Source organism: Candidatus Anaeroferrophillus wilburensis, from assembly GCA_016934315.1.
Lineage (GTDB): Bacteria > Desulfobacterota > Anaeroferrophillalia > Anaeroferrophillales > Anaeroferrophillaceae > Anaeroferrophillus > Anaeroferrophillus wilburensis.
The window spans coordinates 61,210-73,139 of the sequence record JAFGSY010000007.1 but is presented as its reverse complement, the minus strand read 5'-3'; the positions used below and the strand labels follow the sequence as shown (position 1 = coordinate 73,139).

Genomic DNA, 11,930 nt, shown 5'->3' with positions numbered 1-11,930 from the left:
CGGCTGTTTACCGCTGGCAGTCCCGGGCAAATTTATCGGCTTGACGCTGGTAAACCTCCGGTTGTTTTGGCTTGCCAGCCAGAATCTGGCGTTCGAGGTCGAGGGCCATGCACGGCATTCCCCGACGCCAATAGCCTTCCGCCAGAGTGTCAAGGATATGTGGGGCTCTCTTGATGGCGGATGCCTGCCTGGCCAAGGTGAATCCGTAGTCGATATTCTGGATTTGTGGAGCCTCGACCGTAAGCAGCATCCAGGCGTAATTGTTCAGCAGCTCGGGATGATTGCCCGCCAGCGTCCTGGCTCGCTCAAAATGCTCTTTAGCCAGAAGATACTCCCCTTCCTCATAATACAGGGTGCCCAGATGGATGGCGGCATTGGCCTCATCTGGGTGCTCCTGCGTATAGCGCTCCATGACCTTGATGAGAAAGCGATTATCCAGTGATTGCCGTAAGCCGGCGCTGTTAAGGTGGTAGCCAAAAAAACCCAGGGATGCGACGCAGAGCAGAAAAGCTGCTAATCCTGTCTTAACCTTTCGTTGATGTTTGGCAATCAATGCGGGATTTTTGCCGCACTCAAGCAGATAGGCGATCCGCTGGGGAATGTTGTAGTGATGCCAGTTTGCTCGCTGACCATGGTCGCCGGTAACCCAACTGAGTTTTTGAAACGCGGTGATCAAACTTTCAGCGGTGCCCAGCGAATGGAAGACATAGAGATCTGCTTCACGCTCGAAATTGCGCAGAAAATAGCCGAAAACAAAGCGAAAATAGAGCAGGTAGATAAGCAGCAGGGGGAGAGTGGTTGCCAGGGAGATGATGGTAGCCTGCTGGTGTGGTGCCCGGAAGAGAAAATCCTGCAAAAAGTCGGTGGTCAGCAGCCAGCCGATGAGCAGCTCAAAAAAAGCCAGGTTGAGCAGAAACAGACTGAGAAAAAAAACAAGGTAAACAAAGAGGTGGTGACGTTTGACATGGCCGATCTCATGGGCCATGACTGCTTTGATCTCCTCCAGGCTGAGCAGCTCAATCAATCCCTCAGTAAGCAGCAGGTAGCGGGTGAAGGGGTATGGGCCCATGACGGCGGCGGTAACCATTTTCCCTTCCACCGAGGGCCATAGCATAATCTGACGATAGCCAACCCCTTCCCGGGAACACAGGCCTTCAAGACAGCGGCGGAGAGGGGAGTCGGGCAGCGGCCGGCAACCCCACAGTTTGACCGTCAAAGGGGGAGCAATTACGGTCAGGGCCAGCAGGAAGAGGGCAAACAGGGCGAGATACATGCCCGGATGATGGGTCAGGGTGACAAATATTTCAGGTGCCAGAAACTGAAACAGATCACTCATGCCCATGATGCATACCCAGGGGAGAATGATGCCCAGGGCGAAAAGCAGTTTTCTGGCACAGTAGGTTGTCTGCCGCGGTTCAAAGTCCAGCCGCCGGCTGAATACCGTATGGGCTTGACACCAGAGTATGAGCTGATAGCCGAGAAAGAGGCAGAATGCGGCTAAATTTCCGAGCGCGGTGCTGGCGGAAAGGAGTGGCAGAGAGGAGATAACCGCTTTAATATTCAGCAGATAAACAACGCTGATGTAAATGATTACGGCCAGTATGGTTAGCTGGGAAAGACAACGGTCATAGGCTTCGGCTACCTGTTCCTCAGACAGCCGGTGCTTGCGGATGCCCTGTATAACCATGGTCATTCGGGTTCGGCAGAGTAGGAGAAACAACAGATAGAGCGCCGCCTGCAGGACCAACACCTGCTGGTGGGTGAAAACCTGTTCTCCGGGGGGGATATGGGTGGAATAAATGAGAATGATGATGATGTAGAGAATGAATGATTGATACATGGGGGCAGGACCGTGATGTGACCAGTTATCTGTTGGTAACCGTTGTGTTAAGTGCCGGCTGTCTGGTTATTTCCATACCATTGGGGCAGTAGATATAAACCTTGAACTGGTGATCTAACGGCAGGCCGGATTGCTTTTTCATAAGGTTGAGACACTGGTTTTTCAGCCCCAGGGCGGTGGCGGCCGGGGTATTATGGTCTACTAGGACAGCGAGTACGGTACGGTGGCCTTCCTGGGTCAGGGAGGCGTCCCCCACCGTTTCATGGGTTTTTATTGAAGCCAGGATGGATTGCTCCATCTGCTTGCTGAGACAGGCTGGAGCCAGGGCTGTGGGTTCGGTTTTGATTTCAGGAAGGCGGCCGGCGGCCCAGATACCCACCAGCATGAACTCCATGGCCACGGCAATCAACATGACCAGCATCAGGGACCGCCGCCTGATAAAATCGGAAAATGCAGCTTCTTTACGCTGGCGGGGCCGTTTTACGGCCATGTTCAGCGCGGAGATTTGCCGTTTTTCCCGGATGTCAGGAACGGTAGGTTGCTTTGGCCGACCGGAAGAGGTGTCGGGTTCGCTGGCTAGAGGTGCCGGCGGCTGGTCTGCCGTGACTTGGCGTGCGGTCGGATCATAAAAAAAAACGGTGCGGCACCGGGGGCATCGCAGGTGTCCTCCGGTTGGCGGCAGAAGCTTTCCGTCAATCAGGCAACGGGCTTGACACGTTTGACAAACAACCTTCATTGCGTCCCTTCGAGGTTGCTGGCTTCGCAACAACTCCATCTCCTTTATTACGCTGCAACCAGCGCCATGGTGACATCCTTTTATGCTTGCCTCAAACCTGGAGCCGTTACGGTGCCATCCGGCTTTCGAGTTGTTTCACAGGTTGTTGCGAGTTCATCAGGGTTTATCCTCGTTAACGGCAATCTCAGAATAAACCTTAGCATTTAATGCCACCGGCGCGCCCTTGTTCCTGCAACTTCCTGGCCTTCAGTTTGGCCTCGATCAGCTGGCGATGTGATAAGCGGAGAAGTTTTGCCAGTTTATGCATGAGATAATCTTCGTGTTGGTCAAGAATGCCATCGGCAAAGACCAGCTGCCAAACGGTTTCCAGCAGCCGGGATTTTTCCGCCGGACTGAAGTGATCGTTGATGGTTCTGGTTGCCGGATAGAGATCGATGCTTTCGGCATGCTTCTGCCGGGAACGACTGAGCAGGTCCCCGGCGTCTTGTGGTGAAAGTGAAAAAAGTTTCTGCAGGACTCTGAGAATGAGCTGTTCCTCCCGGGCGTGCAGCACATCGTCGGCCAGAGCGATTTCCACCAGCAGCATGGCAATGGCCAGCTGCAGTTCATCGCCCTTTTTTTCGTTTCCACCCTGAGCTTCAGCCTGAAATAACAGCAGTTTTTTAAAGGTGGTTATCATGAGATCAGCTCCTGTTAGTTTTGCTGTCATTGAACTATTTCAGTATGCTAGCGTTGCTGTTCTCCATCTCCTGAATGCCGCCGGCCGTTTTTCTTCCGATGAGTCCCCAAGCCATTAAATGTTGAACGTAGCCAAGTCAACGCGGTCAGGTTGGCCGCCAGGCCGCCGCTGACCATGGCAACCGCAACCCAGAGATAACTGAGATTGAACAGATAAACGAATATATAGGCAAGGGGAATGGCAACGACAAAAATTCTGACCAAATTGATGGTAATGCCAGGCAGCCCCAACCCCATTCCCTGCATGGCTCTATTGGCGGTCATATTGACCGCCATCAGGGGGAAAGTGAATACTTCAATTCTCATATAGGCGGCACCAATGTCAAGCAGGTGCTGATCCTTGGTGAAGACCCGGAGAAAGCTGGTGGGGAAGAGAAAAAAGAGGGAGCCGACTGCCAGCGCATAGAGAATATTCATCCCCATGGCAAAATGGATGGTTTCTTTGAGGATGGTATAGCGGCTGGCACCGTAGAACATGCCGGTCAGGGTGAGCAGGGCGATGGATGAGGCCACCAGGGGCATGACAACCGCGCTCTCCAGTCGAGATGCCATGCCGAAAGCGGCGACATACTCGGTGCCGAAATGAGCCATGAATCGGTTAAGAAACATGATATAGAATGCCATCAGGAGCATGGTCAAGCTGGCAGGAATTCCCACGGTTGCCAGCTCAGATATAATCCTGAAGCGATAGAAAAACCGGGACCAGGATATTTTCAGTACGGACCGCCGCCGCAAGGCGATCATAAACAGGAGCAGGGCGCATGCCTGGGCAATAAGGGTGGCAATGGCCGCGCCCGGAACCCCCAGCTTAAGGACAAAAATAAAGAATGGATCGAGAGTGATATTCACCAGCAGGGAGAAAATCTGTACCTTCATCGGCGTTATGGTGTCCCCCTGGGCGGTAAAGAGACTGTGCAGCGCATAGGCAGGAAACATGAAGAAATTTCCAATGACAATGATCTTCATGTAGGTTACCCCGAGATGCAGTGGGGTGTCCTGGGCGCCGAGCAGCTTGAACAAGGGGCTGGCGCCGTAAAACATGGCGATAAACAGCAGCCCGGCGGTCAGCAGGGCGATGAGTAGACCATGGCAGGCACTGTTTTCTGCTTCCTGATCCTTTTTTGCCCCCAGTTGGCGGGAGATGAGGGAGTTCAATCCTACCCCCATGCCTGAGTTGATGGACACCAGGATGAAGTAGAGCGGGAATGAAAAGGTCAGGGCGGCCAGCGATTCGGTGCCCAGCCGGCCGACAAAAGCGGTATCAACCATATTATAGGTGGTTTGGACCGCCATGGCTGTGATGGTCGGCAGGGCCAGTTTGAAAAGGGCCCTTCGCGGGTGTTGGCTGAATTCTTCTACGCGGTTGTTGGGCATGGCCTTATGTATGGTCATGACCCGGGGAAGGGGTTTCCAGGTCTTGGCTGATGGGGACAATCACGGGAATGCCGGCAACGGTTTCGATTACTACGTCCAGGTTGAAGACTGCTTTTATGGTTGCCGGGGTTACGATAGTGCGATCACCATAAGCAAACAGATGCCCTCCCCTGAGGAAAAGAAATCGGCCGGCAAAGCGTAGGGCGCTGTTGAGGTCATGGGTGACCACCAGGGAGATCAGCTGCAGCTCTCTGGTGAGGGTTTGCAGCAGCCGCATGACATCGAGCTGGTTGATGAGGTCCAGATGGTTGATCGGTTCATCCAAGAGGAGAACCCGTGGTTCCTGGGCCAGGGCCCGGGCTATAATCACTTTTTGCAGCTCGCCGCCGCTGAGTTCGGTTGTCTGGCGCATAGCCAGGCCGTCCAGTTTAATCAACTTGAGAATCCTCTCCACTGCAAGAATATCATCCCGACTGACTTCCCAGCGGAACCGGGCCTTGCGTCCCAACAGGACTGCCTCAAAAACCGTACATTGAACTCCGGCTGATTTCTGCGGCATGTAGCCCATCTGCCGAGCAACCTCCTTGCGGCTCATGGAGGCCACCTCAATCCCATTAACGGCAACTGTCCCGCCTTGGGGTTTGAGAATCCGGTTGATGTTTTTCAGCAGGGTTGACTTGCCTGAACCATTGGTGCCGAGAATGGCAACCAGGGTGCCGGGGGGGGTGGTGAAGGCAATGTCTTCAAGCACCATCTGAGAAGGGCCGTAGGCAAAACAGAGATGTTTGATCTTCAAGGTCATCTGCCTGCCTCTTTGTGGCGGATCAGCAGATAAAGAAACAGGGGAACGCCGGCAAATGAGGTGAGAATTCCCACCGGTAAAGTGATTGGAGCCAAAAGCTGTCGGGCTAGGATATCAGAAATAAGCAGCAGCGAGGCTCCGGCAAAAGCCGCATAGGGAAGGAGAAAACGATTATCCTGGCCAATGACCATGCGCATGAGGTGGGGGGCAATAAGGCCAATAAAGCCGATAATGCCCAGGAAGGCAATGGTGACCGAAGAGATAAGTGAGGCAACCACCAGGCTGATCAGGCGCAAAGCGGTGACGTTGACCCCCAGGCTGTGGGCCGCATCATCGCCCCAGACCATAGCGTTGTAGTGCCAGCGGTTGTGGTAAAAGTAGCCGAAAGCGCCAATCATCAGCACGGCCATCAGGCTGACCTGTTGCCACTGGGCTTTCCCCAGGTCACCAAAGGTCCAGAAGACCGAGGCTGCCACCTGAATGTCGGTGGCGAAATACTGCAGCAGCATGGTTGCCGCGCCGAAAAATGAACTAAGGGCGACACCGGCCAAAATCAGTGATTCGGGACTCAGACCGCGCAATGAAGACAAGAGTACCAGCGTGATAACGGTGATCAGGGAACCAAAAAAGGCGGCGCTGATCATCAGGTAAGGAGAGGTAATGATTGCCGGTCCCGAGCCACTGAACTGAAGATTGCCGGCTCCCAGGATGATAATGGCGAAGGCCGCCCCGAAAGCGGCACCTTGAGACACCCCAAGGGTGAAAGGAGATGCCAAAGGGTTTTTAATGACATTCTGCATGATGCTACCCGCCATCCCCAGGCAGGCGCCGGCGACCAAGCCGGCACAGGTGCGCGGCAGCCGGATATGCAGAAGAACATGGCCCACAATGCCGTCCGTGCCGCCGTGCAGTAGGGAGAGTATCTCCTGGAAGGTAATGGGGTAGGTGCCGGTTCCAAGGGAGAGCAGCGTGCTGACAATCAGGATCAGGATAAGAGCCAGGCCAAACCAGATTTTTTTCCTGATATAGGTGCCATACCGGGCTGGAAGATGGTCGTGCAAGGAGAGCATTCCTCCAACGTTTATGGCCAATTAGTTGTTGGCAAACCCAAAACGGGTGAGTTGAAAAGATGGGTCGACAGGTAGGTTGACAGGTCCGGGATTGCCGAGAAAAAACTGGAAAATCTGGCTCCTTTTTTCATCCATGGTAATGTCGGCAAACTGGAATGGATAGAGCGTTTTGCCAATGAAAAATGCATTAATAAGGGCAATTTCAATATTGGTGTTGTATTGGTTGTAGGGCAGCAGGGTAAATACCCTGCCGTTTTTCACGGCTTTCAGCAGGTGGTAGAAGCTGCTGTTCCGGTTGAAATCCGGCATGATGACCGGGGCGCTGGTAATGTCAAAAAAAATTACTTCCGGGTTCCAGCAGATAAGCTGTTCCGGATCGATAAACAGATGGCTGTCATGCTTCGCGGCATCGACAACATTACGTGCCTTAACCATGCTGCCGGGGAGATAGTTGGCTTCAGTACTGGTAAGCCCCCGGGCCCCTTTATAGGCAATGCCGCCAAAATAAACCGTCGGCTTTTCCTGTTGTGTAACGGATTTTACCCGATCGTGCAACTCCTTTTGCACCATTTCAATGAAGGTGATGAGCTCATCAGCCCGGTCTTCCTTGCCTAAAATGGTACCGAGCAGGCGCAGGGATTGTATGACTTCCTGGCGCAGGACGCCAAGTTCACCATAGGTGACCATGATGGTGGGAATCCTGGTCTTTTGCTGCAGGTTTTCCACCTGCATGGGATCAAGGCCTATGCAGATGATGACCTGTGGTCGACAGGCTATGAGCTGTTCCATGTCTGGCAGTTTTCCCGGGCCGCCGGGGGCAACAATGTGCCGGTGGGCAAGCTGCTTTGCCGCCACCACTGAATAAGGACGAAAATAGAAAGGGAGCTCCTGCCGCTCAATCTGCTCGATGCCAACCACTTTGTCCAGGGCCTGGAGATAGGTAATCAGCCGCAGGGCCCCGGGACCAAGGGCCACCAGTCGATCAATCTGTTCCGGGATGACAACGGTGCGGCCGCCCAGGTCGGTAACCAGCCGTCCTTCCAGGTTTGCTGACGCTGCGGTTGGTCCGCAGAAAAGCGTCAGCAGCACCAGGACGGCTATAACATGGCAGCAGGTTTTTCTAGTGATTCGCATCAGGTGCATCCGCTGGTAAGAAATGGTTGTTTGTCCTGGTGATGGCATCGGAAACCTGCGGTTATCCTTGCGTTAACTATCAGCAGGCGGGCGTTGCCGGCAATCAGAAAGTTCCTCCAAGGCTGAAGACGGCAGTAAAAGGGGCGCCAGCGTAGTAGGCAGTGCCGCTGCCATCATCCCAGGCGGTGATGGTGCCGACATATTTTTCATCAAAGAGATTGCTGATCGCCAGGCTTGCCCGGGCTTCCCGCAGGGAAAAAACATCTTTCCTTGTGTAGCTGATGGCAAGATCGACGATTCCATGGGGAGAGATGGGCTGCTCGTTCTGCGGGTCGCCGTAGCGCCGGCCCACATATTTGAAGGTTGGGGCGATTTCCAGGTTGTTGTAGGTGTAGAGCAGGCCGGTTTTGAACAGCAGCTCGGGTGTGTCGGGCAGCTGTTTGCCTCCGATGGCCAGGATGCCTCCCCCTTGGCTCAGATCGTCATCAAAACGCATCCTGGTGTAGCTGGGGTTGATATAGACGATCAGGTTGTCAGTAGGGTAGAGGTTGAGTTCCACCTCGGCGCCGATCGTCGTTACATCGCCGACGTTCTGGTGGTAATTGAGGCCAACCAGCGGGTCATAGGCAACGGTCAGCAAATCGTGGTGCTTGGCAAAAAAGAGCGCCGGATGGATTTCAAAGCTATTGCTGAAATAGCGCAAGCCAACGTCAATGTTGTCGGAGGTTTCCATCTTCCAGTCATCAAAAATATCCTGCAGGGTCAGGCCGGCGGCCCGGAATTTTTCCCGGTTGTTTACGGTAATCGCTCCGGTACTGTCTTTTTCCATATAGGTATAAAGAGTAATGACCGGCATGTAGGCATAGGGCCGCATGTAGTTGCGGCCGTAGTTTGCATAAACCTCCAGCTCAGGGGTCAGCTGGCAGCCTATCGCAAAACTGGGCAGCCATTCTTCGAAAGTGAATTCATCAAGGCTCAGTTCAGGATCTTCACCCAGATTATTATTTAATGCCTGTTCGTAGGACGAGGGTGTGCCGCCGACAGCACTGCCCCGGTAGGCGGTACTGGCCGGTTCGGTATAGGAAAAATACTTAAGGCCTGCCTGACAGGTGAGCTTGCCGAAACGTCGAGCTACCTGCAGATAGGGGCTGTGAATTTCACCGTTGCCGTGGTTTTCCCCCAGGTATTTCCAGCTGCTGTAAATGCGGTCCGTGGCGGTGATGGTATTGGCACGGACATATTTTTCCAGATCATGGGATTCATACCAGTAGCCGGCGGTGAGCTTGAACTGGCCGAACTGTCCGAGGTATTCGGTGGTTATCCCGTAGCGCTCCAGATCCCGGACCTTGTCAGCCTTGCCATCAAGGATGAAGCCCTCTTCACTGCTGTAGTAGGGTTTGCAGGTCAGGCTGTGGCCGGGGTGCAGGGAAAAGGCCAGATTTGCCTGCATCTCGGTATTCTGGTAGTCGCCGCGATGGTAGTCATAGTAGTTGACATCGGCGGCCGGATATCCAGTTAGATTCTCAAGGTAATCAGAACGGTAGAAATCCTTGATCTGATCGGCTTCCCCATAGGTCAGGGGTTTGAAATCATGACGCTCCACGTCGTTATAATTGAAAAACAACTCCATGGTTACCCTGCTGCCCAGCTCCTGGCTGAGTCCGATGTTAACATGCTCCCGGGGGCCAAGGTCACCGGCCCCTTTCCATTTGTTGACTTCCGCATAGGAATAGGAGCCGAAGAGGCTGGTGCCAGTTGGCAGTATCCCGGAGTCCAGGCGGAAAAAGGTCCGGTGGGCGTCAAAGCTGCCGAACTGTTGCCGGAGATCCGCTTGAAATTCATCTGCCGGCCGCCGGTAAGTTAAGGCGATGGTGCCCCCACGGTTGCCGGAACCGGTCCCCAGGTTGAGGGGCGTCGATCCTTTATAGAGGCCGATCGATTCCATGTTTTCCATGTCATAGATGTCATCCCGGGGGCCGATGGGCATAATCCCGTAATTGGGCAATCCTTCAACGGTCATGCCGGCAAAGAGGCTCTGAACACCCCGGATGCGGACGCTTTTACTGGCAATGCCAAAGGGGTCCTGGAGCTCGGTATTGATTCCCGGCAGCAAATCCAGGGCTTTAAAAACGCTGTTCAAGCCCGCGGCTCCGGAAAGTTCCATGCCGGCAGTGGTGACCATGCTGCCGGTGTGCAGCAGGTCGCCTTCCTGTTTGGTGGGGGAGATGATTTTTTCCTCGACGGTAATGGTGTCCATGGTCAACAGCCGGGGTTGGTCGGCATCAGCAGCCCTGGTTGTGCCAGGGGTGGTGGAGCACAGCAGGAATAAAACGCTAGCCGTAAGGAGCCATGTTCTGTTCATCGGGACCTCCTTGGAAAGGGGATGGGAGAAATATCCGGGGTCATCAGGAGGCGGGCATAAAAAAACCACGCCAGGACCTAACCAACAGTGACGCTTGTTAGAACCTTCGTGGTTTATTATTTTCGTGAGAAGCAGCCGGTACGAGTGTTCTCACCCGGCAGGTGACCATGTTTCTGCACGCCTTCATGGCGTGTCTGAAGCTGGGGCCAATAAAGCATGCTTTTTCCTTGTTTGTCAAGGGGGAATTATCCGCTCCATGGAGGAATCCGGTAATTTTTTATCGGGAACGTCTGAAAAATGGGCGGGAGAGTTTTAGCTTTTTGCCGGCAAAGATTATTTTTATATGCAAAGAGGCGGATATTTTTGTCAATCAGGTAAAATCCGAAAGTTTTTATCAATGGCATGTTTGTTGCTCTCTCATTAGGTGGTGATGTTTGGTAATGTATCTGCTGTATAAGGACGGCGAAAGGAGTTTTCAGTATGACTAACTGGCATGAGGCGGTGCGCATTTTTACGGTTGGATTCACCTGTGTCTTTGTTATTCTCGGTTTGCTGGTGGTGTCGCTTAGCATGGTGAACGGTATGATTCGCCGGCTGCCTTCAGCCAAAGCAAAACAGTAAGGGCGTATGAACCGGCTCGTCCGCCGAACCACTTGAGGTGAAGAATGGATTCTTTATTTTATAAGCTTGCTTCGTCCACCGGCATCTATCATTTGACCTTTGGCCATGTGATCATGTGGGTAGTTGCTTTTCTCCTGATGTACCTGGCAGTGCAGAAAAAATATGAGCCGCTGCTTTTGTTGCCAATTGGGTTCGGCATCTTTGTGGTCAATTTGCCCCTGACCGAGCTGATGAAGGCGCAGCATATTCTTGGGGTATTGTATCATTACGGCCTTGAGTGGGAAATTATTCCCCCGCTGATTTTTCTCGGTTTGGGGGCGATGACCGACTTTGGTCCATTGATCGCCAACCCCAAAACCCTGCTTTTGGGAGCTGCTGCCCAGTTTGGCGTCTACATTGCTTTTTTCAGCGCCTTGGCCATGGGGTTTACCGTTCCTGAGGCGTGTTCCATCGGCATCATCGGTGGTGCCGATGGGCCGACCACTATTTTCACCACCGTTTCCCTGGCCCCTCACCTGTTGGGGGCAACTGCGGTTGCCGCATATTCCTATATGGCCATGGTGCCCATCATTCAACCGCCTATCATGCGCCTGTTCACCACCAAAAAAGAGCGCCTGATTCGCATGCGTCAGCTAAAACCGGTGAATAAGAAGGAAAAAATTATTTTTCCGGTGCTTACCTGCCTGCTGATCTGCCTGTTTGTTCCCGCTTCTGCTTCCCTGATTGCCATGTTTATGCTGGGCAACCTTTTCCGGGAATCGGGTGTGGTGGAGCGGCTGTCTTCTACGGCGCAAAATGAATTGATGAATATCATCACCATCTTCATGGGGCTGGCTGTCGGCGGGACCATGAGTGCCGAGAATTTTCTTAATCCGAAGGCGTTGATGGTTTTTGTCATGGGGCTGGTGGCCTTTTCTTTCAGTACGATTGGCGGGATTATGCTTGCCAAACTGATGAATCTGGTGTCAAAAGAAAAGATCAATCCGCTGATCGGCGCAGCCGGGGTTTCGGCAGTGCCCATGTCGGCCAGGGTGGTTCAGACGGTTGGTGCCCAGGAAGATCCGCGCAATTTTCTCCTCATGCATGCCATGGGCCCCAATGTGGCCGGGGTCATCGGCACCGTGGTTGCGGCCGGCCTTTTCCTGACCATGGCCCGTTAAAAAGTCGAAAACCCGCTGGAAAAAGCTTGACCAGCGGGTTTTTGTTGGTTATATAGTTGCGTATAAATGAAACTATATAAGTTCGTAAGTATT

General features: G+C 53.4%; 10 protein-coding genes. 2 read left to right on the top strand and 8 right to left on the bottom strand.

Features of this window, described 5'->3' with window-relative positions:
• Positions 1-7: 7 nt before the first annotated feature.
• From JXO50_01200 to JXO50_01165, 8 genes are all read right to left on the bottom strand, one after another.
• Positions 8-1,840 carry a M48 family metalloprotease gene (locus JXO50_01200; protein MBN2331704.1) on the bottom strand — a complete coding sequence of 611 codons (1,833 nt, stop codon included), beginning with the start codon at positions 1,838-1,840 and terminating at the stop codon, positions 8-10.
• A gap of 25 nt (positions 1,841-1,865) precedes the next feature.
• On the bottom strand, positions 1,866-2,609 hold the full coding sequence (locus JXO50_01195) for a zinc-ribbon domain-containing protein (GenBank protein MBN2331703.1): 744 nt from the start codon (positions 2,607-2,609) through the stop codon (positions 1,866-1,868).
• Between the two features lie 163 nt (positions 2,610-2,772).
• Positions 2,773-3,255 carry a TerB family tellurite resistance protein gene (locus JXO50_01190; GenBank protein MBN2331702.1) on the bottom strand — a complete coding sequence of 161 codons (483 nt, stop codon included), beginning with the start codon at positions 3,253-3,255 and terminating at the stop codon, positions 2,773-2,775.
• Positions 3,256-3,302: 47 nt separating this feature from the next.
• A complete protein-coding gene (locus JXO50_01185) occupies positions 3,303-4,706 on the bottom strand; it encodes an MATE family efflux transporter (protein MBN2331701.1) in 1,404 nt (467 codons plus the stop codon).
• Positions 4,693-5,490: an ABC transporter ATP-binding protein gene (locus tag JXO50_01180; protein ID MBN2331700.1), complete on the bottom strand. Its 798-nt coding sequence runs from the start codon at positions 5,488-5,490 to the stop codon at positions 4,693-4,695. The genes JXO50_01185 and JXO50_01180 overlap by 14 nt, the downstream gene beginning before the upstream one ends.
• Complete coding sequence (locus JXO50_01175) at positions 5,487-6,560, bottom strand: iron ABC transporter permease (protein ID MBN2331699.1); 1,074 nt, start codon at positions 6,558-6,560, stop codon at positions 5,487-5,489. The genes JXO50_01180 and JXO50_01175 overlap by 4 nt, the downstream gene beginning before the upstream one ends.
• A gap of 21 nt (positions 6,561-6,581) precedes the next feature.
• Positions 6,582-7,694, bottom strand: coding sequence for an iron ABC transporter substrate-binding protein (locus JXO50_01170; protein ID MBN2331698.1), 1,113 nt, complete (start codon positions 7,692-7,694; stop codon positions 6,582-6,584).
• 103 nt (positions 7,695-7,797) lie between these two features.
• Positions 7,798-10,056 carry a TonB-dependent receptor gene (locus JXO50_01165; GenBank protein MBN2331697.1) on the bottom strand — a complete coding sequence of 753 codons (2,259 nt, stop codon included), beginning with the start codon at positions 10,054-10,056 and terminating at the stop codon, positions 7,798-7,800.
• 480 nt (positions 10,057-10,536) lie between these two features.
• Here JXO50_01165 and JXO50_01160 point away from each other — a divergent pair, with 480 nt between their 5' ends.
• Both JXO50_01160 and JXO50_01155 read left to right on the top strand, forming a co-directional pair.
• Positions 10,537-10,677 carry a hypothetical protein gene (locus tag JXO50_01160; protein ID MBN2331696.1) on the top strand — a complete coding sequence of 47 codons (141 nt, stop codon included), beginning with the start codon at positions 10,537-10,539 and terminating at the stop codon, positions 10,675-10,677.
• A 44-nt stretch (positions 10,678-10,721) separates the two neighbouring features.
• Positions 10,722-11,837, top strand: a complete 1,116-nt coding sequence (locus JXO50_01155) for a sodium ion-translocating decarboxylase subunit beta (protein MBN2331695.1) — start codon at positions 10,722-10,724, stop codon at positions 11,835-11,837.
• The last annotated feature ends 93 nt before the right edge of the window (positions 11,838-11,930 follow it).